General features: G+C 47.3%; 19 protein-coding genes. 11 read left to right on the top strand and 8 right to left on the bottom strand.

All coding sequences use genetic code 11. From position 1 onward, the window contains the following. Positions 1–132: 132 nt before the first annotated feature. From QUA03_RS14720 to rnhA, 3 genes are all read right to left on the bottom strand, one after another. On the bottom strand, positions 133–597 hold the full coding sequence (locus QUA03_RS14720) for a DUF3037 domain-containing protein (protein ID WP_333213031.1): 465 nt from the start codon (positions 595–597) through the stop codon (positions 133–135). Then, positions 575–1,363 (bottom strand): HipA family kinase, encoded by a 789-nt coding sequence (locus tag QUA03_RS14715; protein ID WP_333213030.1) that lies wholly within the window; start codon positions 1,361–1,363, stop codon positions 575–577. The genes QUA03_RS14720 and QUA03_RS14715 overlap by 23 nt, the downstream gene beginning before the upstream one ends. A 247-nt stretch (positions 1,364–1,610) precedes the next feature. Then, positions 1,611–2,516, bottom strand: coding sequence for a ribonuclease HI (rnhA, locus tag QUA03_RS14710; RefSeq protein ID WP_333213029.1), 906 nt, complete (start codon positions 2,514–2,516; stop codon positions 1,611–1,613). Positions 2,517–2,597: 81 nt separating this feature from the next. Here rnhA and QUA03_RS14705 point away from each other — a divergent pair, with 81 nt between their 5' ends. After that, complete coding sequence (locus tag QUA03_RS14705) at positions 2,598–7,436, top strand: CHAT domain-containing protein (protein ID WP_333213028.1); 4,839 nt, start codon at positions 2,598–2,600, stop codon at positions 7,434–7,436. Positions 7,437–7,873: 437 nt separating this feature from the next. On the opposite strand, the gene rph is transcribed toward QUA03_RS14705, so the two are convergent. Together rph and QUA03_RS14695 are read right to left on the bottom strand one after the other, a co-directional pair. After that, positions 7,874–8,593, bottom strand: a complete 720-nt coding sequence (rph, locus tag QUA03_RS14700; protein WP_333152318.1) for a ribonuclease PH — start codon at positions 8,591–8,593, stop codon at positions 7,874–7,876. Between the two features lie 130 nt (positions 8,594–8,723). Further along, the gene (locus QUA03_RS14695) at positions 8,724–9,278 is read right to left on the bottom strand and encodes a nucleoside monophosphate kinase (protein ID WP_333213038.1); all 555 of its coding nucleotides are present in this window, start codon (positions 9,276–9,278) and stop codon (positions 8,724–8,726) included. A 356-nt stretch (positions 9,279–9,634) separates the two neighbouring features. On the opposite strand from QUA03_RS14695, the gene QUA03_RS14690 reads away from it, so the two are divergent. Next, positions 9,635–10,162: a P-loop NTPase family protein gene (locus QUA03_RS14690; RefSeq protein WP_333213027.1), complete on the top strand. Its 528-nt coding sequence runs from the start codon at positions 9,635–9,637 to the stop codon at positions 10,160–10,162. 127 nt (positions 10,163–10,289) lie between these two features. On the opposite strand, the gene QUA03_RS14685 is transcribed toward QUA03_RS14690, so the two are convergent. Together QUA03_RS14685 and QUA03_RS14680 are read right to left on the bottom strand one after the other, a co-directional pair. Next, positions 10,290–10,502 (bottom strand): hypothetical protein, encoded by a 213-nt coding sequence (locus tag QUA03_RS14685; protein ID WP_333213026.1) that lies wholly within the window; start codon positions 10,500–10,502, stop codon positions 10,290–10,292. A gap of 268 nt (positions 10,503–10,770) precedes the next feature. Further along, positions 10,771–12,270, bottom strand: coding sequence for a GUN4 domain-containing protein (locus tag QUA03_RS14680; protein ID WP_333082456.1), 1,500 nt, complete (start codon positions 12,268–12,270; stop codon positions 10,771–10,773). Positions 12,271–12,880: 610 nt separating this feature from the next. Between QUA03_RS14680 and QUA03_RS14675 the strand changes: the two genes are divergently transcribed. Next, positions 12,881–14,332, top strand: a complete 1,452-nt coding sequence (locus QUA03_RS14675) for a hypothetical protein (protein WP_333213025.1) — start codon at positions 12,881–12,883, stop codon at positions 14,330–14,332. 54 nt (positions 14,333–14,386) lie between these two features. On the opposite strand, the gene QUA03_RS14670 is transcribed toward QUA03_RS14675, so the two are convergent. Next, positions 14,387–14,554 (bottom strand): hypothetical protein, encoded by a 168-nt coding sequence (locus QUA03_RS14670; protein WP_333213024.1) that lies wholly within the window; start codon positions 14,552–14,554, stop codon positions 14,387–14,389. A 411-nt stretch (positions 14,555–14,965) separates the two neighbouring features. Between QUA03_RS14670 and QUA03_RS14665 the strand changes: the two genes are divergently transcribed. From QUA03_RS14665 to infB, 8 genes are all read left to right on the top strand, one after another. Continuing rightward, positions 14,966–17,791 carry an ATP-binding protein gene (locus QUA03_RS14665; protein ID WP_333213023.1) on the top strand — a complete coding sequence of 942 codons (2,826 nt, stop codon included), beginning with the start codon at positions 14,966–14,968 and terminating at the stop codon, positions 17,789–17,791. After that, the gene (locus QUA03_RS14660) at positions 17,788–19,179 is read left to right on the top strand and encodes a response regulator (RefSeq protein ID WP_333213022.1); all 1,392 of its coding nucleotides are present in this window, start codon (positions 17,788–17,790) and stop codon (positions 19,177–19,179) included. Before QUA03_RS14665 ends, QUA03_RS14660 begins: the two co-directional genes overlap by 4 nt. Positions 19,180–19,250: 71 nt before the next feature. Beyond that, the gene (locus QUA03_RS14655) at positions 19,251–19,403 is read left to right on the top strand and encodes a thiamine S protein (protein WP_333213021.1); all 153 of its coding nucleotides are present in this window, start codon (positions 19,251–19,253) and stop codon (positions 19,401–19,403) included. After that, positions 19,378–19,596 (top strand): hypothetical protein, encoded by a 219-nt coding sequence (locus tag QUA03_RS14650; protein WP_333213020.1) that lies wholly within the window; start codon positions 19,378–19,380, stop codon positions 19,594–19,596. The genes QUA03_RS14655 and QUA03_RS14650 overlap by 26 nt, the downstream gene beginning before the upstream one ends. Positions 19,597–19,922: 326 nt before the next feature. Continuing rightward, positions 19,923–20,390, top strand: coding sequence for a ribosome maturation factor RimP (gene rimP, locus QUA03_RS14645; protein WP_333040953.1), 468 nt, complete (start codon positions 19,923–19,925; stop codon positions 20,388–20,390). 268 nt (positions 20,391–20,658) lie between these two features. Further along, positions 20,659–21,939: a transcription termination factor NusA gene (gene nusA / locus QUA03_RS14640; protein WP_333213019.1), complete on the top strand. Its 1,281-nt coding sequence runs from the start codon at positions 20,659–20,661 to the stop codon at positions 21,937–21,939. A gap of 262 nt (positions 21,940–22,201) precedes the next feature. After that, the gene (locus QUA03_RS14635; protein ID WP_333152294.1) at positions 22,202–22,516 is read left to right on the top strand and encodes a YlxR family protein; all 315 of its coding nucleotides are present in this window, start codon (positions 22,202–22,204) and stop codon (positions 22,514–22,516) included. A 382-nt stretch (positions 22,517–22,898) separates the two neighbouring features. Continuing rightward, on the top strand, positions 22,899–26,063 hold the full coding sequence (infB, locus tag QUA03_RS14630) for a translation initiation factor IF-2 (RefSeq protein ID WP_333213018.1): 3,165 nt from the start codon (positions 22,899–22,901) through the stop codon (positions 26,061–26,063). Positions 26,064–26,416 lie beyond the last annotated feature (353 nt).

The raw sequence follows: 26,416 nt of genomic DNA, 5'->3' as shown, positions 1-26,416 counted from the left end.
TCGGTCAAGACTCTTGTTCTGGCGTTCTCATTTTTAGCTAAAACAGCTTGAGGATGCTTCTATTCTGGCTGTTTTCCGAAATGGATAGATCGCTCACCAAGCTCAAAGCAGCATCTAACCGACAAGCTGACGCTAACTAGAGTGCGATCGCATCTCGTGAGAGTCAATTCCAGCCGCTAGCAACCGAGCGTTTAGAGATGGTTTTCGGCTTGACGATCGCACCATTGTGTCGAGCAAGTGTTCGATCGCACCCGGTAGACTCTGGCAAAAACCAGTGTGTACCCGCGATGTCTGAACGATCGTGCTGCGGGGTGCTACGAGCCAGTGAAAGCGCTCTCTGTGGGGAAGTTGACCGATCGCGCCAGATTCCTTGCCACCTGCACAAATGATGGGAATGACTGCTAGGTGATTGCGAATCATTTCCAGATCCAACGTTGAGTCGATCGCCATCAAGCGCTGTTCATCAATTTCGATACGGGCTTCGAGGAATTTTTTCGTACCGCAGGAAACGATCGCCCCCACGTTGATAAACTCCTCGCGTTCAACTTTGGGAACGACGCGGATAATCGCATAATCATAAAGAAATCGATCGGGCACTAATCGCTTCCTCCAAAAAAATATGTGGTGATTCTAGCCGATTTAGCAGGTACTCGATATAAGCATTGCGATGTTGGTTGCTATCGCTGAAAGGAGAATCTCCCACCAGCCAAGTATCAGGAATTAGTTTAACAATGTTGCGAATGATGTCCGGGGTTAGCGTTTGAGTCATCTTTGAATTTGCCGCTTCCAGCGTACTGGCAAAACGCAGCAAAACGTGGTCTTTGATAGGCGGAAAACGATCGCGGCTGCGCGAGAGATAATCTTTCCAAGTGTGGTGGAAGTAGAGGGCTGCACCGTGATCGATCAGCCAAAGCCGGCGGTGCCATACCAGCATATTTGCATTGCGCGGGGTGCGATCGATGTTGGTCACAAAAGCATCGAACCAGACGATTTCTGAGGCCAAATCCGCTTCGGACTTCCCCGCGATCGGGTCAAATGTGATGGAACCGGGGAGATAGTCAAGGGCTAGGTTGAGGCCAGCACTTGCTCGGATCAAATCTTGAATTTCCGGGTCAGGCTCAGTGCGAGCCAGTTCGGGATCGAGTTCAACAAAGACGAGTTCGGGGATTGGCAGCCCGGAGGCGCGAGCAATCTCTCCCGCCACTAGCTCGGCGATCAGAGATTTGGCTCCCTGGCCGGCACCGCGAAATTTGAGCACGTACATACCATCATCATCTGCTTCGACGATCGCGGGTAGCGACCCGCCCTCGCGCAAGGGAGTGACATATCTGGTAGCAGTGACTGTTCGCAAGCTGATACTCATGCTATTTTCGATTTGCAATTTGAGATTTTAGATGGGAAATCACTGATTTTATGAGGGTTTTGAGCACGGGCTTACAGACAGTTGGATTCTTTCTTTTAACTGGGACTGATGTTAAGTAATCTGTTTACTCAACTGATGACTAAAAGGACACAACTCATGTTGTGTCCCTACGGAACTTTGCCAAATTTTGCTTTGAGACAGTCATTAGTCATCAGTCATTAATCAACCAATAACTCATGACTAACCACTAATCAGTTGTACTAACGTGGTCGATTCTCTCTAATTGCCAGAGAATTTGGTTGCCTTCGCGCCGCACCCGCGACACTACCCAATTTCGCCAAACCCAGTTGTCTCCGCGACTGGTGACAGCGCTGGCATTTACATCCATCAAATCAGCCAGTTCAGAACTGGTAATCAAGTAGCCTTTCGTAGCAACCTCGTCGGCGATGTGCAACGTTTCGATCAGATTGCGGAGGTCTTGAACCCTCACCTCGCGGGGCAAGTTCTCCAGGGTATCGGCAGTTGAATCCATCATGGTAGAGTTGGAGATCGGAAGGTCAGAAGTTATGACATAGGATTCTATCGTTTTGTTACCAGTTGCGTCCGTTTCTTCCGAAACAATTGTGTTTTCAAAGTGTAGGGGCGATGCCCCCGTGCCCGCCCCGGCCTCGTCTCCCGTTGGTTTCTGCTGTTGCAGTTGGGGAGTGAGATTGTGCGAGAAGCTGCGGGCGATTTCATCGCATCTGTCGTTGTAGAAGTCGCCGGAGTGGCCGCGGACGTGTTCCCACTTGATGTGCCGGGAATTCAGCTTGTCTAGCAGATGCCAAAGGTCTTGGTTGACAACATCTTTGCCCGTTGAGGTTTTCCAGCCTTTATTTTTCCAGCCTTGTATCCATTTAGTGATGCCGTTTTTAACGTATTCGCTGTCGGTGTAAACGGTGACTGGTTCGGTTTGACCGGAATTGGCAAAAAATTCCAGCGCAGCGACTGCTGCCTGCATTTCCATGCGGTTGTTAGTAGTTTGGGGGTCTCCACCCCCGAGTTCGTGACAATTGCCGTCGGCGAAACAAACTACTGCACCCCAGCCGCCTGGGCCTGGGTTGCCGGAACAAGCGCCGTCTGTGTAGAGGCTTTTGATTTTGGGAGTTGTCATGAGCGAATTAATTTGTCATTTAGAGGTAAGTTGTTTGCAAGTGCGATAATTAAGGCAATTAGGATAGTTTTACTTGCTGCTATGAAAAATGCCAACTTAAAGATTAAAAAGGTCGGGCTATTTATTTGTCCGTTTTCTTTGTTAATTTTTAATACTTTCGCGCAAGCACAGCCGATAGTGCCTGCTGCTGACGGTACGGGTACTGTTGTCACCCCCAGCGGCAACCGCTACGATATCAACGGTGGCAGTTTGTCGGGAGACGGCGCGAATCTTTTTCACAGTTTTGGGCAGTTTGGCTTGAATCAAGGTCAAATTGCTAATTTTCTGACTAATTCGGCTATTCAGAATATATTAGCTCGAATTGCTGGCGGGGACGCTTCGCTAATTAACGGTTTAATTACTGTGACGGGCGGCAATTCTAATCTTTTTCTAATAAATCCTGCGGGGATTGTGTTTGGCCCGAACGCGAGTTTGAATGTGCCGGCGGCTTTTACTGCAACTACTGCGAATGGTGTCGGTTTTGGTTCAAATTGGTTTAATGCTGCGGGTACAAATAATTTCAGCGCCTTGGTTGGTACGCCAAATGCTTTTTATTTTAGTCCGGGTGTACCGGGAAGTATTGTTAATGCTGGCAATTTATCGGTGACTCCTGGGCAAAATTTGGCTTTGCTTGGCGGTACGGTTGTTAGTACCGGACAGTTGTCGGCGGCGGGCGGGAAAATTACTGTTGCTGCTGTTGGGGGAGATCAGGTTCTCCGCATTAGTCAACCGGGGCATTTGTTGAGTTTGGAAATAGCAACGGGCGGAAATTTTGGTATTTCTGCACAGACTTTGAATCCTGTTTCTTTGCCGCAGTTGCTGACAGGTACTGGGCAAAATCAGGCGGCGGGTGTTGCGGTTGGTGATGACGGTTCTGTGCGGCTTGTGGATTCTGGTTTGCAGGTGAATTCTGGGGATGTGGCGATTGCTGCTAATGTGTCTGGGCTGCCGCAGTTGAATGCGGGAAGTGCGAATTTATGGGCTGCGGAAAATCTCACGTTAGCGGGCACTAGGCTGCAAACTACGGGGGATTTGAGTTTGCTGGGTGGGGATGCGGTGCGGGTCAGGGACAGCGCCCAGAATCCTTTTTTGGCGCAGGCTGGGGGGAATTTATACATTCAGGGATCTCGCACTATTGATATTCTCACTCAAAATGCGATCGGCGGCTTATCTCTTCCCCCGCAATTCCAAAGCGGCGGCAATTTGAGTTTGGTTAGCAACGGCATTATTTCGGGGGATTCCCACTTTGTTTCTGGTGGCAATTTTTCTATTCGCAATTTGTCGGGAATGCCGGGAAACTTTGTCAGTTTATTTGACCCGATTATCAGTTCGGAAGGAGATGTTTTCTTTGGAGATTATACCGGAGTTTCGCTGAAAGTCGAGGCGAAGGGGAGCATTGTTGCCGAGGATATTACAATTACCGGCCCCGATAGTGCATTGGGTAGGGAAAATGTGAGCGGTGATCCAGATATTGCTATTTTAACCAGCAGTCCGGCCTTAATTCTACGGGCTGGAGTGGCAAATTTGCTAAATCCTGTTAGTAACAGTTTAGGTGAAGATTCAATATTTACAAGTCCACTTTTATCAAGCAATTTGATTTCTGTTGAAAATATTTCGGCAGGCGGGCCGGTAATTTTGTCAGCGCCGGGAAGTATCGCAACTAGAGATATTAATGGCGGTCAAATAAATCTCGAAAGCAGGGAAGCAGGAGTGCTAGTTGGGGGCAGATTAACGTCTAGTTCGACAATTGATATTCAAGCTAATGACAATATTATATTGACAAATGACATTACTCGTGCTGATATCAACGGCAGTATTAGTCTGAATACTGTTCAAGGCAATATAGTAACAGGGTCGATCGATACTGGGACTTCCGGGTCGATCGTACTCAGAGCTTTTGGCAATGTGAATTTTGGGACTTTGCAGGGTTCTAATGTTGATATTACCAGTAACTCCGGTGAATTGGGAGTTTTGACTGATGCCAATACCATTGTGCCTAATACTACACCAGTCAATATCACAGCAACTGAGAATATTAATTTGACAGCTTTTAGAGACTTAACGGTAGGCAATCTCACCGCTGCGACTGTCAGTGCTAGCACCAATGGGAGTGTCAATACGGGTGCGATCGCTACGAATGGAGATGTCAGACTTTTGGCAGGACAGCAAATTACAGCAGGGACAATTAATGTAAATCCTACCACCAGCACAGACGGAAGCAATCGCATTCCTACAGTAAATTTGGATGCCCAAACTAATATTAGAGTTCTATCGATCGATGCTGGCACTGGCACTATTGCTTTGAGAGCATCCAGCGACTTAAATGCAGTGAATTTGCTAGGAGGATCAGTTGATGTCAATAGCGATGGGGGAAAAATTGCGATCGGCAATACTACATCCCTTGGGAACATTAATGTAACAGCTTCTGGCGATGTAACTTCCGGAAATTTGCAGGGAGTGGAAGTGAACGTCAATAGTAACTCTGGAACAATTCAAACTGCAAATACCACAGCCACTGGGAATATTAATGTAACAGCTTCTGGTAATGTAAGTTCCGGAAATTTGCAGGGAGAGAGAGTGAATGTCAATAGCACTAGCGGGAATCTGCAAATGACCAACATCACTGCAACAGAAAATATCACTTTCAGAGCGTTAGACAATGTGAATACGGGGAATTTGCAGGGAGTCGCTGTTGATGTTAATAGCAGTAGGGGAAGTGTCAGCACTGGCAATATAAATGCTGCGGAAATTGTGAGTATTTTAGCCGCAAACGAAATCAGAATTGGACAAATAAATGTTAATCCTGTTGTTAGGGCAGATCGCACTTCTACAGTAAATCTTAACGCTCAAAATGATATCAGCGTTGCATCCATAAATGCTCCGGGCGGTAATGTTGAGATCGGAACTCCGGGTTTAGTTCGAGTGACGGGTACTTTTGGCCAAAACGGGACTCCTGTTAGCATCTCGACTCTTGGCGACACTCAACCCGGTACAGTTACGATCCGCCACGGCGGTGGCGATGTCACTCCGCCGACGCCTTTTGCGGTGGGAGATGCGACGACTAACGGTACTGCTGGGGCGATCGCCAGCAATGCTTCAGGTACGATTACTCAAGGGCGATCGTTCATAAATTCTTACACTCAAGGCAATAGTGCGATCGTCACTACCAACCAACCAACTAATCCCGACAATCCCAATAATCCCATCAATCCCGACAATCCGAATAATCCCCTCAATCCCATCAATCCGAATAATCCCCTCAATCCCAACAATCCGAATAATCCCCTCAATCCCGACAATCCGAATAATCCCCTCAATCCCGACAATCCGAATAATCCCCTCAATCCCGACAATCCGAATAATCCCATCAATCCCGACAATCCGAATAATCCCAATAACCCCAATTCGCCCCCAATATCACCAAGAGATAGATTTCCATTAGATCGAGGGCGATCGCTTTTCCCCGATAGCAACCAACCCTTTAGCCGTCAACAGCGACAGAACCAAAATAGAATATCGCGGGATATAGGAAAACCCGGAGACAGGATGCCGCCCGAAAGAATGCAATTTCCCAGAGGAATCAGAAATTTCATCGATTCAAAAATCAGAGATTCTGTTATTCAGTCAGCATTTCGCGGCGACATCGGCAGGAATTTGGAGGCCGGCAAAATATCGGCAGCTTTGTCTCTGCTGGACAAATCTTTCAGCCAAGAATTCGGGGAATATTTAGCCATCAACATCAGCGACGAGTTGGTATCACCAGAGGAAATTCAAAAAAAGTTAGCATCGGTAGGCGCACAAACCGGCACGAAACCAAGCTTAATTTATCTGTTCTCGCAGCCCGAAGAATTAAATTTAATGCTGATAACTTCTTGCGGGGAAGTGGTTCACAAAAGTGTGCCGTCAGCGAACCGACAAGAACTTCTGAAAGTTGTAAATGAGTTCAGGGGTGAGATTACCAAACCGGGAGTCCGGGCTACTACGAGTTATCTACCATCTTCCCAACAGCTTTATAAGTGGATGATTGCGCCTTTAGAGGACAGTTTAAAAAGCTGCGAAACGGATACTATTTCCTTTGTTGTCGATCGAGGTTTGAGAGGTATGCCCTTTGCTGCTTTGCACGACGGACAGCAATTTTTGGTGGAAAAGTACAATCTCAGCCTGATGCCCAGCATTAATTTAACCGATACTCGCTACGTAGATCTCAGAAATACTCAAGTTTTAGCAATGGGTGCCTCGGAATTTTCCGAGTTGAATCCTTTGCCTGCGGTTCCTGCTGAAATAGCAGCTATTTCTAGAGAGTGGCCCGGAGTGAGTTTTCTAAATGAGGGTTTCACTTTGGAGAATTTGAAGCGACAGCATCAAAGCCGACCTTTTGGGGTTATTCACTTAGCTACTCACGGCGAATTTCGACCTGGAGTACCAAATAATTCTTTTATTCAGTTGTGGAATAGTCGGCTGCGACTGGATGAATTGCGGGATTTGAGATTGAATGATCCGCAGGTGAATATGTTAGTTTTAAGTGCTTGTCGGACTGCGGTGGGAGATGCACAGGCGGAGTTGGGTTTTGGGGGTTTGGCGCTGCAAGCGGGGGTGCAAACGGCTTTGGGGAGTTTGTGGTACGTGAGTGATGAAGGTACTTTGGGATTGATGAGTGAGTTTTACCAGCAGTTGAAGACGGCGCGAATTAAGGGGGCGGCGCTGCGACAAGCGCAAATTGCGATGTTGCGGGGAGATGTGCGTTTGGAGGGTGGCCGATTGCGGGGTTTGAGTCGGGGTGAGGGGGTGGAGTTGCCGGCTTCGCTGCAAGGGTTTGCGGATTTAAAGTTGTCGCATCCTTATTATTGGTCGGCTTTTGTGATGATTGGGAGTCCTTGGTGATTGGTGATTAGTGATTAGTGATTAGTGATTGGTTGGATATCAATGATTTTTCGGGAAAAGTCGATCGCCCGCCAGCAAGCAAGTTCCGAGTGCGATCGCCATTTTCACTATTTTTTATGCCGAGTCCGCCACCACACGATCGCTTGATATCGTTTCCGGTTGCACCGCAATTATTATATATAGGACACGGCGCCGGGCCAATTTGTGTCAACTTAACGTCAAACCCCAAATACCGCCAGAGGTTTAAACCCCTGGCGGTATTTGGGGTTAAGTGATATTTCAGATTAAGTTGACACCAATCAATGGGCATTGACGTGTCCCAAAAAGGGCTTAATGTCGCACTTGCACCAAAGAAACCCGGTTTTTTTTACGAAATCTACTGACTGAAACGAAGTTTTATCGTAAAAACCCGGTTTCTTGACTCCCATGCGTAAGTCCTACTCCACTAAAGCTTGCCGCTGAGCCTCCAACAATTCCTGAATCCCGGTTTCTGCCACATCCAAAATTTGATTTAACTGACTCCGACTGAAACTTCCTTCTTCCGCAGTTCCCTGAATTTCGATGATATTCAAATCTCCATTCATTACCACATTACAATCAATTTCAGCCGCCACATCTTCAAGATAATTCAAATCTAAAAATGGCTCGCCTTCCAAAAGTCCGACAGACACGGCCGCCACTTGACGAATAATGGGCGATCGCACTAAATCACCTTTTTGCACCAACTTATTCAAAGCATCAGCCACAGCCACAAACCCGCCAGTAATTGAAGTCGTGCGAGTCCCAGCGTCCGCTTGCAAAACATCGGCATCGACAAGTATAGTGCGTTCTCCCAATAGCTGCATATCCAAGCACGATCGCAAACTGCGCCCAATCAACCGCTGAATCTCTTGAGTCCGTCCCGATAATTTCATAAATTCCCGCTCTTGTCGCTGCGGCGTAGATCCCGGAAGCATTCGGTATTCCGCTGTCAGCCAACCTTGTCCGGTATTCTCCAGAAATCTAGGCACTCCCGGCTTGATTGTAACGCTGCAAAGTACCTGAGTATCGCCACTTTTCGCGAGTACGGAACCGCTGGCAAATTTAGTAAACTGTCTATCGAAACTAATCGGACGAATTTGATTTGGTTGTCTGCCGTCGGGACGTTGGAAAGACATAAGCTAATTAGTAATTGGGCATGGGGCATTGGGCATTGGGCATTGGGACAGTTGTACGCTCCCGTAGCCGAAGTATCGGGGATTCGTAATTCTTCCTACTGACTACTGACTACTGACTACTGACTACTGACTACTGACTACTGACAATTTTTAGAATATCCTGCTGGACTTGTTGTGGAGATTGGTTGCCATCGACAGTTAACAGTTTGTTGCGGTGTTCGTAATACTCTAAAAGAGGAATAGTGCGTTCGTGGAACAAATCGAGCCGACGCTGTAAAATTTCAGGGTGGTCATCTGATCGATCGCGCTCGATCGACCTGCTCAGCAAAACCTCGATCGGCACTTTCAGCCAAACTGCCCAATCTAGCTCCTGCGCCAACTCCTCTAATAAAAAATCCAACTCCTCAGCTTGAAAAGCAGTTCGCGGATAGCCCTCCAATATCCAGCCATTAAAGACATCCCACAGCAGCAGTCGGCGGCGAAAGAATTCAATCATAGTTGCGTCGGGAACTAATTCCCCTTTTTCGACATAAGACGCCGCCAGCTTGCCTAAATCTGTGTCTTCTGCGATCGCCTCCCGTAGAATGTCCCCCACAGCCAGCAAAGGAAGGCTCAAATTGCTGCACAGTAGTTCAGCCTGAGTTCCCTTTCCCGCTCCTGGCCCTCCCAGAATCACCACTCTCAAAGTCCCTGCTCCTAGTGCCGCGACATTCAAATTTTACGCGATGTGTGTACCTTTTCTGAAAAGCCCTGGAAGCCGCAAGACTCTCATCATCTTGGTTTTTCATCCTATAACTGTATAAATGTCAAGATCCACGCCGTATTTTCCTAAAAAACCCCGTTTCTGCCTAAGTGCTAATTGAGTTCAAAAATCGAACAAACGACTGCGAATGCCACTGCCGCGAGCTTTTGACAACTTGTATATCTAGTGTTCGATCCGATGTGCACTCGGCCCCGTACACTATATATTGTCAAGCAGGCTTCAGCCACGCCAAGGTCGGAGCTGCACTCAAGACTTAGTTGCTGATTAAATATTGCCCTATGGTTGCTCAGTTACAAACCCCTAAACTCAATTTAACCCACAGCTTGCCCTACACAGTTCAAGGGCTGGTGCAAGTTTTTACAGGCCCGCACCGCTGCTTTTTTACCAGTGTCATGGCTCAGGCCCTCAGAATTGCAGGACAGGGAGCTCCCGTGCTGGCGGTGCAGTTCCTCAAAGGGGGAATTAATCAAGGGCATCAGCATCCGGTGCGGCTGGGGCAAAATTTAGATTGGGTGCGCTGCGATTTGTCACGCTGCATTGAGAATGCCGATTTAGATGAGCTGGAGACGCGATCGATCGAACAATTGTGGGAGTATGTTCAAAAGGCGGTGCGCGAAGGTCGTTATTCCTTAGTTATTCTCGATGAATTGAGTTTAGCGGTGAATTTTGGCTTGATTCCCGAAGCCGAAGTGGTGGCATTGATTGACAACAAGCCGCATCATTTGGATATGATTTTTACCGGGCCATCCATGCCCCAAAGAATTTTGGATGTTGCCGACCAAATTACTGAAATTCGCCGCAGTTAAGGACAATGATTCAAGTTGCGATCGCCATTTTAGCGGTCGCATTTTTTATGTAAAAAAACAGTATCAAAAAAAAAGGCGATCGCTTAGCTCAAAGAGCGATCGCACGCTGATCAATTTACCAGCGACGTTACGCTTGAACTACCGGATCGAAAACAACACTCAATCGATCCGCCGGCACCATCCGCTTGAGAATTTTCAAATGACCGTCTGCATCAGACCAACTGCGAAACTCACCCACAACCACCTTTTCCACATTTGGAAGCGAGCGAACTATAGTCCACGGCTTGAGACGTTTTTCTTGCAACATACTAAATAAATCTCCTTGGTAAATTGGAGCCAAAGCCAGTCCTCATGGTTGGCCACCGCCGAGGACTGGCTTTTGACTTTGCAAACTTGCCCTTCTCTAAGAACATAGCACAAAAAAAATGGTTTGTGATTATATCTTATTTTTCGCTTTTTTTAGAGCTATTTTCTACATAACAGATGATTAAACTCAAAACTTGTTAACTCTTTAATTCGCAACTCAAACTCTTTCATGACTAAAACTTCGACTTCGCTTGGGGTGCAGCCTCACTAATAAATTCTGCCTTCTACCTTCTACCTTCCTTCTACAAATCCCGCCGCGACAGCAGAAACCAGATCCCACCTAAACCCAAAACACCGCACAAAACCCCGCCTTCCCACCCAAAAACAGTCCCCCCCGGCAAATGTCCAGGCTTTGCTTTTGAAGTAAAATTCAGCTCCGAATAGTATACCCACTGGCTGTTAACCCGCCAGCCCACTCGATCGCCAAACTTCTCCCAAACTGTAGCATCATAAACACCAGGCTTTCCCCCCAACTTGAGCCACAAACCCTTTTGCACAGAAAAACCGAATCTGCGGTGACTGTGCCGCACCCAAAGTTGATCGATAGTCTGCAAATCCTTAGCTGGAAACTTCCTAATATCTTCCTCACTCAAATAACCCCGTGAATTTTGCTGCATCACCTCCAGCATTTTCACAGAAGTTTCCTCATCAGCACCACGCCAATTTTTAGCAGCCAGCAGCCTTGCCAAGTGAGAATAATCAATACCTTTTTCGGACTCTAAATTCACAGAAACTAGCGGAGTATCAGTCACCGGTTGAGTCGGAACCGAAGGACTAATGACAGTTGCCTGCTGCGACTTTTCCAGCATGGGGACAACAACAACAGGAGGTTTTAAAGCATCTAAAACTTCCACAGCCGATTTGTAGCGATCTTTAACATATTCCTGAATCAACTTATCCAAAACCTGACCTAAATCCTCGCTAATTTGTGTTCCTTTTGGCAAAGCCTCCCTCCAAAGCCACCGGCCTTCAAGCGGATCGTAAAGGTCATCGTGAATGTCCCCGTAGATATCCAGATAAGGCATAACAGAAGTCAGCAAGCGAATGCAAGTCACCCCCAAACTATAAAGGTCGCTAGCAGGAACAGCCCTACCGTGACGCTGTTCTAGAGCCGCGTAGCCAGGAGTTCCCAACTTCGTTCCAGTTTTGGTGGGAGCAGCAGCTACTACCTGTTTAGAAACCCCAAAATCTATCAGCACTAACTTACGATCGCGAGATCTGCGGATGACATTTTCAGGCTTAATATCGCGGTGAATTACATTTCGGTCGTGAACAAATTTCAATAAAGGTAACAAATCTAACAGCAGTTCGCAAGTTTTAATTTCGCTATAAGCACCGTACTTATCTAACTCATCCTTTAAATTATTGCCATCAATAAACTCTTGCACCAAATACAAGCGCCCATCTTCCTCAAAATAAGAAATTAACTGAGGAATTTGCGGGTGCTTCAGTTCGTATAACCGCCTTGCCTCTTGTTCAAACAATCGAACATATTTTTTAAAATGACCGGGCTTCCGCTGAAACTCTTGAGGGGGCGACAACTGTTTAATCACGCACAATTCCTCAAATTTTCCATGATTAACAGCTCGAAAAGTCCTGCCAAATCCCCCATCGCGTAGCGGTTCAGTTGCTGAATAAAGGTCTTTTAGTAGCAGCTTTGAACCACAATTAAGACAATACTTTGTGCCTGGTGGGTTCTGACGCTTGTCTCTTGGGCAATCGAGATTAAGGCAGTATGTCATATATTAAAAAAATGCGAACAAAATTAGTAGGAAGGGTTTTATATTATTCAAGAGTCCGATCGCGAGCTGGTTTTTGTAGAGGCGAGACCTCGAACCTTACGGAGGCGACAGCCACCCTCGCGATCAGAGGGGGCGCTTTCACCAGACTGCCCCTGAGCAAGTATAACTCTCTTGAGGGTTTGACCTCAAACTCGAAGTCCTCATCTAACCTTAGACTCCACTGCGTGCAATACATTTGATTTCGCTGTCAAAGAGCCACCAGAACAAACAGAAATAGTAATTTATTACCAGCCGCGTTAGTTCTGCAACGCCAAAAAAACTGAGGATTCTGCCTGAGATATAATTTTATTACCAGAGAGAAGCACACTAACGGGAGCCACAGCTTCCGTCAACTTCGATCGGCTTTAATATTTTAGCAGCATAAATTATTACCTAACCAGGCGGAATCAACAATCCAAAAACCCCCAACAAACGCACGTTAAAATAAAGACTAGCTTCCGCGATCGCAATCCGAGCGCGACAAGACAATTAGCCAGTTTTCCCTGTTCCATTTTTTCAGCTATTACCAGTTACATCTAATTCGCTCGGTCTACTTAATTAGGAATCGCCAGTGACACTAAAACTACAGCCTTCTCAAACTCCAAACTCCCGCAAAAAATCACAACAAGTACCTTGGTTCGAGCGGTTCATGGCACTGGTCGCCCTAGGAAATTTAAGCCTAGTATTATTTGACATAACTTACGTGCCCGGACGTGATTTCTACCTCCGGCAACTGCCAGTTATAACTCAAGTATACGATCCATTTAAAGGAATTAAACCCCACCGAGACACCCAGCAATATCTGGAAACCTTAGAAGAATTAAAAATTCAAGTAGTGCAAACAGGGTTGCCCTCTCCCCAAGTAGCAGCCAAATTGCAGGAAATAAACAATCTGAGCGCGAAAATGATCGACGAAGATCCCTTTCGAGTAGCATCAAAAAGTGGCACCCTAGAAAAAATAAAAGACCGGATGCGCGATCGCGTCCCGAATCCACAAGACTCCGCTAAACAATCATTCCAAAGATTTTGGAGCCAAGACTATTTAAACAAACAAGACTGGCAAAAAGAAATCCAGTGGTTTGACTCCAAAATCAAGCCATTAATCGCCACCAACTATTACCGCGCGATCGGAGACAACGGCGAATTCACCGATAACTTCTGGCTAATCGACCTGCCATTCATTGCCATATTCGCGATCGAATTTCTAGCCCGTACCTACTTGATCAGCCGCCGCCACCGCAGCGTTACTTGGCGAGCAGCCATGCTCTGGCGATGGTACGACATCTTCCTGCTGCTCCCATTCTGGCGCCTGTTGCGAATATTACCCGTCACAATTCGCATCCACCAAGCCAAAATGCCGGATCTCCAACCCATACGCACCCAAATCAGCCGAGGTTTCGTCGCCAACTTCGCCCAAGAATTGACCGAAGTTGTAGTAATTCAACTCATCAACCAGATGCAACAATCAATTACCACAGGCGAACTCGCTCGTCAACTTTTTAAATCCCCAAAACAGCGCTATCTAGACATCAACAATATCAATGAAATAGAAGCGATCGCCACCCATCTAGTGCAAATAACCGTCTACAAAGTCCTTCCCCAACTCCAGCCAGACCTAGAAGCCCTCCTCCGGTACAATATTGAAAGCTTCCTCAAACAATCCCCCCTCTATCAAGGATGGAAGCAAGTACCCGGCCTGGGAAACCTGCCCGAACAGCTAGCACAGCAATTAGTTGCAGAACTCTCAAAATTAGCCACCCTCGGCCCCCAAGATGCCTACGAAGCCTTCAAAATCGCCAGCGAAGACCCCATAAGCATCAAACTCTCCAGCCAGCTAGTTCAACATTTCGGGCAAGCTTTAGGAACCGAACTGCAACAGCAGCAAACCTGGCAAGAAATACAACTGCTGCTGTGCGACTTCCTAGAAGAGTTCAAAATCAACTACATTCAGCGGTTGAGCGAAGAAGACTTCGAGAAAATTTTAGAACAAGCCAAAGAACTGCAACGGATAGCCCCGCGTTAGGGCAAGTCTCCACCGCTTTACTGATTTTTTTCGTCCCCAATTAGCAATTAGCAATTAGCAATTACCCTGCTGTAACTCCTGCACATGAAACTTGCTGGAATTGTAAAGTTTCATGTGCGATCGGCATTCTCTACCAGAGTCATCTGCAGGGTTGTGCATCACATCTTCAGCGCGGTAGTGAGTTAGACCGCCGTTAGGCTTCTCAGCGGCCTGGGGTGTCATGTTTTTAGCGAGAAAGGTCAATTTTTTTAGACGTATATTATATCAATATATATGTAAGTTTGATGACATTCTACTTTTTAGAGACCCTCTGTAAAGTAAAGTTAAAAACTACTACACATAGCTCTAAACCAAGTAATCTATTAGATATGATTGCTAACTGGTTTTCTAAAGGCTAAAATAATTTACCAATTCTATAAAAAAATAAGGCGCGTCAGTATATTTAGTCAGATATTATTATACCCATACCACAAAAAATACGTAAGTAGCCATTCTTCTTTAAGCAAGTTACTGTTTCAAACTTTTCACTAACTATTATAGATTGCTTTTCAATATATATTTCCTCAGCCTCATTTCACTCTTCTCCCCTGAGATTTTTCAGCCAACTCGTTACCCCAGGAGTAACACCAATCAATGTCACAGACCTCTGCAACCACTTTCCTGTCAAACCGTTTTAAAAAAAAGGTGTCCCTGCGCCTAATTTTAGTATTCCCATTCGTTCTGCAAATATTTGTCGCCGTCGGGCTGACAGGCTGGCTATCCTTACGCAACGGGCAAAAAGCAGTCAACGAAGTGGCCAGCCAGTTGCGGAGTGAAATTACGGCCCGCATCCAGCAGCAGCTCAACACATACCTAGACACAGCCCCTCGCGTCAATCAACTAAATGCCAATGCCCTTCGACTAGGGTACTTAAATCCCGACGAATTGGAGAGTACGGAACGCTATTTGTGGGAGCAAATTCAAGCCTTTCCTTCTCTGCCCAATATGGGTTTTGCTAGTAAAACTGGAGAATTCATTGCCATTGAACGCCAAGAGAATGGCAAAGTAGTTTTTAAAATAGCAGACAAAGAGCATCGGAATGAACTTCATATTTATGAATCTGATAGCAAAGGCAATCAAACGAAGCTCTTAACAGTCTCCCGCAACTACAATATACTCAGCCGTTCATGGTATAAAGACAGTGTACGCTTAGGCAAGCCCACATGGAGCGAAATTTTTTCGCTTATAGGTCAGAAAACACTCTCGCTTCCTACCGGACATCCAGTTTATGACGAAAGTGGCGAGCTGCGCGGGGTATTCGTTGCTAATTTTCTGATCTCTTTCCTCAGTGACTTCCTGCACAGCTTAAACATCGGTCGTTCGGGACAGACATTCATTATGGAACGTTCGGGACTCCTAGTAGCCAGTTCAACTCTCAAAGAACCATTTATCACCAACAAAGACACGCTCGATCGCCTGAATGCTTTAGATAGCACAGATGATTTAATTCGGCTGACAACAGCGCATTTAAAAGAACGCTTTGGCGACCTCACTAAAATTAATAGCTCTCAGCAATTGGATTTTACGATCGCCGGCCAGCGGGAATTCCTCCAAGTTATGCCATTTCAGGATAGCCGAGGATTGGACTGGCTGATCGTCGTCGTAGTTCCTGAAAGCGATTTCATGGATCAAATTAACGCCAATACCCAGACTACCATTTTGTTGTGTTTCGGAGCCTTGGCCCTAGCTACCGTTTTGGGAATCTTAACCGCCCGCTGGATTACCAGCCCGATTCTCCGTTTGAGCGCAGCTTCTAGGGCGATCGCCAGTGGCGACTTAGAGAAAAATGTGCAGGTAAAAGGCGTAGAAGAACTAGAAGTTCTGGGGCAGTCTTTCAACCTTATGGCACAACAGTTGCGCGAATCCTTTGAGGCGCTAGCCAAGACCAATTCCGAGCTAGAAATTCGAGTAAAAGAACGCACCGCCCAACTCACGGAAGCCAAACAAATCGCTGATACTGCCAACCAAGCTAAAAGTGAATTTTTAGCGAATATGAGTCACGAATTGAGAACACCACTCAATGGAATTTTAGGATACGCTCAAATCCTAGAACGCTCAAAAACGATGGCTCCGAAGGAACTCCAAGGCATCAGTATTATTCACCAGTGTGGCTCCCACCTGCTAACCCTGATCAATGACATCTTAGACCTCGCTAAAATTGAAGCCCAGAAATTGGAACTGTACGCGAAAGATTTCCATTTTCCTTCCTTTTTACAGGGAGTCGCAGAAATCTGCCGCATCCGAGCCGAACAAAAAGGAATTGCTTTTGTTTATCAACCCAGTTCTGACCTGCCTGCTGGCATCCACGCTGACGAAAAACGCTTGCGACAGGTACTCATTAACTTACTGAGCAATGCAATTAAATTTACCGACGGTGGAGGGGTGACTTTTAAGATAGAACATCTAGAAAAGGGGACAGAGGAAAAGGTACAAAGCAATGACCAAAAGCCAGCCTCACCAATTCACAAAATTCGGTTTCAAATAGAAGATACTGGCGTTGGTATGACACCAGAACAATTAAAAAAAATATTTTTGCCTTTTGAACAGGTAGGAGAGAGCAAACGTCAGGCGGAAGGAACCGGACTAGGTTTAACAATTAGCCAGAAAATTGTCGAAATGATGGGTAGTACCATTCAAGTAAACAGTCAGTCACGAACAGGCAGTGTTTTTTGGCTAGATTTGGATTTATGGGAAGCGGCAGACTGGGCAAATACAGCCACGATTGCCAAGCAAAGAAAGCTGGTTGGCTACCAAGGTAGAAAGCAGAAAGTTTTGGTTGTGGATGACAAATGGGAAAACCTCTCGGTCATTGTCAATCTCCTGGAACCCATCGGCTTTGAAGTAACCGAAGCTAAAAACGGTCAAGAAGGTTTAGAAAAAATAGAAGAGTGTAAGTTTGATCTGATTATCACTGACTTGGTGATGCCAGTATTAGATGGCTTTGAGATGATGCGCCGTATCCGAAGCTTGTCACACTATAAAGACGTGGCAATCATTGCTTCATCTGCCAGTGTATTTGCTACCGATCAACATAAAAGTTTGGAGGGGGGAGCTAACGATTTTCTCGGTAAACCAGTGCAGGCAGAAGAGCTATTTGAGATGTTGCAAAAGTATTTAAAACTTGAATGGATATATGACGAACAAAAAAGTGAAAAAATTAGCACTATTCCCTTTTACTCTGATGCTAAATTACTTTCTGAATCGAAATTTGTAGTTGCTCCCCCGCCAGGAGAAATTGAACTCCTACTTGAACTGGCGATGAGAGGCAACGTGAAAGGAATTGTGAAGCGCACTGAGCACATAGAGAAATTGGATCAGAAATTTGTGTCCTTTGCTGTTGAGCTGCGCCAGTTAGCCCAAGGCTATCAGGTCAAAAAAATCAAAGAGTTTATTACATCCCACAGAATAGAAAAAGAATGAAGGCAGCAAATATGGAAACAAGTAGCATCTTAATCGTCGATGATAATCCTAGCAATCTGGACGTGCTTTCTGAAGCTTTAGCGGGTTCGGGATGGGAGATATTGGTAGCAACTGATGGCGAAACAGCCATCGAACAGGCTGAATATAGTCAACCTGATTTGATTCTGTTAGATGTGATGATGCCAGGAATTGACGGGTTTGAAACCTGTCATCGCCTGAAGGCAAGTCCGTTGACGAACGAAATTTCGGTAATTTTTATGACGGCTCTGTCTGACATAGGAGATAAGGTCAAAGGCTTTAATCTAGGGGCTGTGGATTACATTACTAAGCCTTTTGAACAAAAGGAGGTTTTAGCTCGCGTCAACCTCCATTTAACACTGCGTTCTTTGACTAAAACTCTCGCCGACCAAAATCTGCTTCTCAAACAGGAAATTGAAGACAGGCTCGCAGCAGAAGCAGCGTTACATCAGCTCGCGCAGGAGTTAGAAAAACGGGTGGAAGAACGAACGGCTGAACTTTCTCAAGCTTTGGATAATCTTAAAAAAGCTCAAGTACAAATAGTTCAAAGTGAAAAGATGGCTTGCCTTGGTCAACTTGTAGCTGGAGTGGCTCACGAAATCAACAATCCAGTTAGTTTTATCTCCAATAATATCCCTATTGCCAAGGAATATATTACCGATTTGATCGGGATGACCCGGCTTTGCCAGCACAACGTTAATTCGACATCAGAATTTGAGGATAAGTGCCAGGAGATTGAGTTAGATTTTATTGTTGAAGATTTGCCAAAAATTATTGATTCAATGGCGGTCGGAACAGAGCGACTTTACAATCTTTCTATGTCACTGCGTAATTTCTCTCGGTTGGATACATCGGCACTAACGCCAGTGAATATTCACGATGGGCTAGATAGTACCCTGTTGATTTTAGGTCATCGATTGAAAGGTAAAGGCACTCGCCCCGCTATTAAGGTTATTAAAGAGTACGGCGAATTACCGCTGGTCGAGTGCTATCCTGGGCAAATCAATCAGGTGTTTATGAATGTATTAGCGAATGCAATTGATGCTTTAGAAGAGTCTACGATCAGTTGTCCGCTCTGCGGGGAAAAGCAACAGAGCAATGACAATCCACAGATTCGGATCTGCACTGCAATGCTTCAGGGCGACAGAGTGGTGATTCGGATTGCTGACAATGGGCTGGGGATAACGCCGGAGATAATGCAGCATTTATTTACGCCGATGTTTACTACAAAATCAGTGGGTAAAGGGACAGGTTTAGGCTTGTCTATTAGTCGTGAGATTGTAGAAGCAAAACATGGTGGTACGCTGACCTGCATTTCCTCGCCCGAATGGGGGGTAGAGTTTGTAATTGAGCTTCCTATTCAGCATTAGTAATGGGGATTTTTTATGGTGAATCTTAGTTTGGCTGTTTGGTCAATATAGCGTTAATTTGGCGATCGCCCATGTCTAATCTACCAATCACCATCACTGTCAAACTCTTCGCCACCTATCAAGAAGCAGAGGGCTTGTCCGAACTAAAATTAGAATTTCCCAAAGAAACTCCCATATCGCAAGTCCTAAAACGCCTGAGTGCCACTCCGCATCGCAAGTCCTAAAACGCCTGAGTGTCACTCCCCCCCTGTTCTAGGATCGATCGCACCCGATCACGGTATCCACCAGGAATTTGCCCTCGCCCCACTCCAAAACGGCGATCAAGTCCTCCTCATTTCCCCTGTCAGCTATCCCCCTCTGCCCTCGGACAGTCGGCCGAGGGCGATCGGTTTGTCACCGGGCGGGCGATCGAGCTAAACTGAGAACTGAGGCCTGCCTTCGATCAGAAGAAGTCCTCAAACTTCTTGGAAGAAATTGTTTTACCTAGGAGTGGGTCAAGCCCACTTTTTTTGTTGCATTAGTCGCAGGAAAAGAGCTCAGGGCGTCTGACTTGCAAGTTGAGGACTGATTTAGTAGGGGTACCCCCCCCGCTTGAGATCCCCTGCTGGGATGTTGGGTAAGTCCCAAAGTTGAAGACGAAAGTCGCAGCCACCTAATCAAACCACCTCAAAGCCAAGCAATCTCAACACCAAATTTTTCCTTGCCCGTGTCCGAGTTTAGGAGTTTTAACTTAAGTATTCGATATGACTCATCCCCTAATCCCACAAATCATTGACTTAGCTACCCCCGTTGCGGAAACACTGGGATTGGAAGTAGTGGGAGCAGTGTTTCACACCAACCAAAATCCTCCCGTCTTGCGGGTAGACATCCGCAACCTCCAACAAGACACGGGTTTAGCAGACTGCGAGCGCATGAGCACAGCCCTCGATGCTGAGTTAGAGGCAGCCGACATCATACCCGATGCCTACGTGCTAGAGATTTCCAGTCCCGGAATATCCCGATTGCTCAGCAGCGATCGAGAATTTATTACCTTTAAAGGTTTCCCCGTGACAGCCAAAACCACCGAACCGGACTCGCGAATCAAAGAGTGGAAAGGACTACTCCTGGGCCGGGATGAAACAGCGGTTTATCTCAATCAAAAAGGGCGACAGGTTAAAATTCCCCGCCCTCAGATTGTCAAAGTTGAACTAGACGAAGGAAAGGAGATGTAAGGAAATTTTGAGTTTTGAGTTTTGAGTTTTGAGTTTTGCGATTGCCTCGCAGCAAGCTGAAAACGCTTGGCTGCGAGTTAATTTTTAACAATCACATCTGTAGCAGCGGGTTGAAGAGGAACAACAAATAAATTGTTACTGCACCTAGCTTCCCTAATCCTATCCAGTAACTCATCACTCCTCTGTCATCACTTTTTCTGGAAAATTTCCAAGTACCAATTACCGATTACCAGTTACTTATTACCACAGCAAAAAAGGAGAGTTTTATATGTCAATGGTTCCCCTGCCCGGACTAAAAGAAATGGTCGAAGGTATTAGCAAAGAACGCAATTTACCCAAACACGCCGTCCAAGCAGCCTTGCGAGAAGCCCTGCTCAAAGGATACGAACGCTACCGCCGTACCCAAAAACTCGATCACTTCAGCGAAGAATACTTCGACAACTTTGATGTAGAACTAGACGCAGAACAAGAAGGTTTCCGCGTTTTAGCCAACAAAACTATTGTCGAAGAAGTCATCAATCCCGATCACGAAATCTCACTTTCCGAAGTGCAAGAAGTAGCCACGGAAGCTCAGCCTGGGAGCATTGTGCTCGTAGACGTAACACCAAATCAAAAAGAATTTGGTCGCATGGCCGCGATCCAGACCAAACAAGTTCTAGCTCAAAAACTGCGCGACCAACAGCGCAAAATGATTCAAGAAGAGTTTAAAGATTTAGAAGAAACAGTTCTTCAAGCAAGAGTTCTCAGGTTTGAGAGGCAGTCGGTAATTTTAGCAGTTACCAGCAGCTTCGGTCAGCCAGAAGTAGATGCCGAACTCCCTAAGCGCGAACAGTTGCCCAACGACAATTACCGGGCAAACGCTACATTCAAGGTTTATCTCAAAAAAGTAGGCGAAGGCTCTACTAGAGGGCCGCAGTTACTTGTTTCTAGAGCGGACGCAGGTTTGGTGGTTTACCTGTTTGCTAACGAAGTACCAGAAATAGAAGACGGGGTGGTGAGGATTGTCGCCGTAGCCAGGGAGGCAAATCCGCCATCCCGGCACGTCGGCCCCCGGACTAAAATAGCAGTTGATACTCTCGATCGCGACGTAGACCCTGTAGGAGCCTGCATCGGAGCGCGGGGATCGCGGATTCAGGTAGTAGTCAACGAATTGCGCGGCGAAAAAATCGACGTGATCCGCTGGTCTCCAGACCCAGCAACTTATATTGCTAACGCTCTGAGTCCCGCTAGAGTAGATGAAGTGCGTTTAGTTGCTCCAGAAGGCAGGAGAGCTCACATTTTGGTCGCTGAAGACCAACTGAGTCTTGCCATTGGCAAAGAAGGTCAGAATGTCCGCCTCGCAGCCCGCCTAACCGGTTGGAAAATCGATATCAAAGATATTGCTAAGTACGATCGCGCCGCCGAAGACAGCAAATTGGCAGCAGAAGCAACTAGGCTCGAAGAACTAGAAGGCGACTACGAAGAACTAGAAGGCGACTACGACGAGGAAACCGCAGAATTTGAGGAAGAGGAGGCAGCCGCCACGGAGGAAACCGAAGCCGCAGTCTAAAAACTGTGACATTTACCGAAGAAGAATTCAGAATTCAGGAGCCAGAATCCAGCATGGGTTCTGTGCGACAGGATGGAGAATCGAGCTTTAAAGCCCCCGATTTTAATCGTGGAGCCGAAAAAATTCTTTCCGTGACCCTTACCCCTGACTTGGGGCATGGCGTATTTTGAATTCTGAATTCTGTCTTCTGACTCCTTGTCATAAGATTTTCTATCTTCGCCAGACAAGGAGGATTTGTCCCCTACTCCCCCTCTCACAAGAAATGAAACCGAACTACCGGTGCTGTGCAAGTTGTCGAAAAATAGCTCCTAAGGAAGCTTTTTGGCGAGTAGTCAGGCTCTATCCTTCTCATCAGGTACAATTAGATCGTGGCATGGGCCGTTCTGCTTACCTTTGTCGGGAAGCAGAATGCCTCAAAGCAGCTCAGAAAAAAAATCGACTTGGGCGATCGCTCAAAGCGTCTGTGTCTGACGAACTGTACCAAACACTTTGGCAGCGTTTAGCCACATCTGACTGTACATCTTACTCTGGTCTAGCCGGACGAAAAACCGACAATAGTTCGGCATCGACTGTATAAACCCTCTTGGCAGCCCTACCAGTAATTACCGGTAGCGCCAGCTATAAAACCCCAATCCGATCTGCCCACCAGTCTGGAAAGATTTGTGTCAGATTAGATAAGGGTAGGGTACTAGCAGAGGTATCCTCAAGGTGGAAAGGCAAACTTTGAAGCTTGAGAGAGTGGGTTTTGCCAAAACTCAGACTTCGGAGTTCCAAGTTCCCAAACAGACTTGAGAATTCTTCAACCGCAGACTTCAGCGAGTTGCATCTTTTAGATAAAATTGCTGAGCGAGTACCAAAACCCCGATTCCTGACACTGAATCAATCACACCGAATGATGTCGTCATTAGCACAAAAAATCACAATGTAAAAACTGGTTGGCACAAAAGAGGGCAGAGTGGATGAACAACGGCAAAGTAAGAATTTACGAATTATCACGGGAACTAAATTTGGATAATAAAGACATCTTGGCAGTTTGCGAGCGGCTCAATATTTCAGTCAAGAGCCACAGCAGCACAATTACAGAATCCGAAGCAGAGCGCATTCGCAAAACGGCGGAAAAATACGTAGCCAGTAGCCACTCTTCCCCCGGCAAGCCAGCTCCACCCGAAAGAGCAGCAGCGCCATCTAGAGAATCTGGCCCTCACCCTAACGACCAACAAAAAAAGCAGCAAATTTTAGAAATACGCAGTCCAAAAGTACGACCGGCTGGTGCAAACTCCCAGCCTGCAGGCAACGAGGAGAACCAAAATCAGCCGGCGGCAACCGTGGCAACTCCTCCCAAGTCGCCTGCAGCTCAACAACTCCAGCCTCCCGCTAAACCGAATATCAATCGACCTGTACTGTCGAAGCCAAATGTCGCTGTGTCGGCGGCTCCGTCAGAAGTGTCGGAAAATGTAGGTGCGATCGCCCCGGAAACCATCGCTCAGGCTCAGGCACCGTCGGCACCTCAACCGCCGTCGGAAAAGGCTCCAGAACGCACCCAGCAACCGCCACTCGCGCCGATCGCGCCCTCGGCAAAACTCACGTCGCCGCCCGTCAGAGGGGCGTCCGATTCGGCTAGCCGTACCCCACAAAATCTGGGGAACAAGCCGGTACTCAAACTTGCAAAAACCGAGCAAGAGCAATCAGGACATTCAGAAACTCTGGAAGCGCCGGCTAAACCGAGCCGCCCCAGCAGACCTGCACCGGGATCTCCTACCGAATCTCGCGACGCGCAAAGACCGCGCCGGGAAGGCGCTGGTGGTCCAGTCAAAACTCAACTTGCCGATCGACCCCAGCCCGGTGGCCCGCGCCGGAGCCTTGCCCCCGCAACGTCAGCTACCGGGCTGCGTAGCCGCGGCGGTGACACCGGAGCCGCAGGGGATGACACTGATGACAATGAAGAAGATAATACGCCGTTGCTGGGGATTACTCTCCTCGAAAGGCCCTCTCTCCCTCGTCCTGCCAAAAAGACATCGGTCATTTGGGAAGAAGATGATGACGAAAACTCAGATGCTGCCAAAGCTGCCAAGGCTGTTAAGGCAAAACGTTCTCGCCTCAAACCAATAGATGAGGATGACGACGACTTAGAAAACGGCTTGGATATGCCAGCACCAGTCACGGTCAGCCTGTCCCTAGCCCGCCCAGCTAAAGCGAAGTCACAAGCAGCACCCAAGTCAACACCAACTCCGGGCGCACCCGGAAGCAGTGGAAAAAATAAAAGACCGGGCCCTTCTCACGATAAAAGTTCTTCTAGTTCTAGTGGGGGACGGGGCAACCGGGGCAAAACAGCCGAAGCTAAGGTAGAACGTCCAGAAAAGCTGCTGCTGAGCAGACCGATGACCGTTCAGGAACTAGCAATTACTTTGGCAGTTCCCGAAACCGAAATTATTAAGCGGCTGTTCTCTAAAGGAATTGCGGTAAATATTACCGAAACCCTGGACATTCCAGCGGTGAGGATGGTAGCCGAAGAAATGGGCGTAGAGGTGGAAACCCCAGAAAAAGTAGCGCCAGCTATCAAAGTGATCGAGATGCTGGACGCAGCGGATTTGGAATACCTCGAACGCCGTCCCCCAGTAGTAACGATTATGGGTCACGTGGATCACGGTAAAACTACCTTGCTCGACTCGATCCGCAAAACCAAGGTGGCTCAGGGAGAAGCTGGGGGCATTACCCAGCACATCGGTGCTTACCACGTGGATGTGGTACACGAAGGCAAGAGCCAGCAGGTGGTATTTTTGGATACGCCCGGTCACGAAGCCTTTACAGCGATGCGGGCTCGGGGAACACGGGTTACGGACATCGCCATCTTGGTGGTGGCGGCGGACGACGGCGTGCGACCCCAGACAATTGAAGCGATCAGCCACGCGAAAGCGGCGAAAGTGCCAATTGTTGTGGCTATCAATAAAGTTGACAAGGAGGGTGCTCAGCCGGAACGGGTGAAGCAAGAGCTTACTGAGTACGGCTTGGTGGCAGATGACTGGGGCGGCGATATCACGATGGTTCCAGTCAGCGCGATCCGAGGCGAAAACCTGGATACGCTGTTGGAAATGATTTTGACAGTCGCGGAAATGGAAGACCTCAACGCCAACCCGCACCGGCCGGCTAAGGGTACTGTGATTGAAGCTCACCTCGACAAGGCCAGGGGGCCAGTGGCAACTCTGCTGGTGCAGAACGGCACTCTGCGAGTGGGCGATATTGTGGTCGCAGGCTCGGCTTTGGGCAAGGTGCGCGCAATGATCGATGACCGGGGCGAGCGCGTAGAGCAAGCAACTCCATCCTTCGCGGTGGAAGTGCTGGGGCTGCGGGAAGTTCCTCGCGCCGGAGACGAGTTTGATGTCTTCGCAAACGAAAAAGAAGCTGCGACGATCGCCTCTGGAAGAGCTACCTCCCAACGAGATTCCCGCCTGCTGCAAGGCGGCCGGATCAGCCTCAGCGGCTTCTCTCAACAAGCTAAGGAAGGCGTTCTCAAGGAACTCAACTTGATCTTGAAGGCAGATGTCCAAGGCTCCCTCGAAGCAATTGTCGGCGCTCTGACTCAACTTCCTCAAAAAGAAGTTCAACTACGACTGCTGCTATCTGCTCCTGGGGAAATTACAGAAACGGATATTGACCTCGCTGCAGCCAGTAATGCTGTAATTATCGGGTTCAATACTACTCTCGCCACCGACGCTCGCCTCGCCGCTGACCAAGCGGGGGTAGACGTGCGGGAATACAGCATCATCTACAACCTCTTGGATGACATTCAAGGGGCGATGGAAGGCCTGCTGGAACCCGAATTGGTGGAAGAACCTTTGGGTCAAGTCGAAGTGCGCGCTGTCTTCGCGATCGGTCGCGGGGCTGTGGCTGGATGTATGGTACTCTCTGGCAAAGTCATCCGTAACTGTAAGGTGCGGGTGCGCCGAGGCAACAATGTCGTTTACGAAGGTGTCCTCGACTCCCTAAAACGGATGAAGGAAGATGCCAAGGAAGTCAATGCTGGCTTTGAATGCGGCATTTCCTTGAGCGGGTTTAGCGACTGGGCGGATGGCGATATTATTGAAGCCTACCGGATGGTTACTAAACGCCGGACTCTCTCTCAATAGTTTTGAGTGGTGAGTGTTGAGGGGGAAGAGAATTTTTGAGTGATCGCAACCAAATTGCCGATCGCTCGCAACTCTTCTCTTCACTCAATACTCCCAAACTCATCTGACAGTTGACAGTTGACAGTTGACCGAAAGAAGAATAAAGAAGGAATTAAGAACTTCCTAATCGTCTTTACCCTTGCTTAAAATTTAAAATTCGCTCGCTCAAATAAGACTTACCGAAATAAACCAGATTTCTGCTTGTAAGTCCTCGGTTTGATAGCTAAATATTTACTCCTGGCATCGGATTTCAGAGTCAAGAGTGCATCCCAAAATCTCAAAATCCAAGATTCAAAACTCCTAATTCATAACTA

Source organism: Microcoleus sp. S36b_A4 (assembly GCF_036700645.1).
Classification (GTDB): Bacteria; Cyanobacteriota; Cyanobacteriia; order Cyanobacteriales; family Microcoleaceae; genus Microcoleus.
This window is presented reverse-complemented; position numbering and strand designations above follow the sequence as displayed.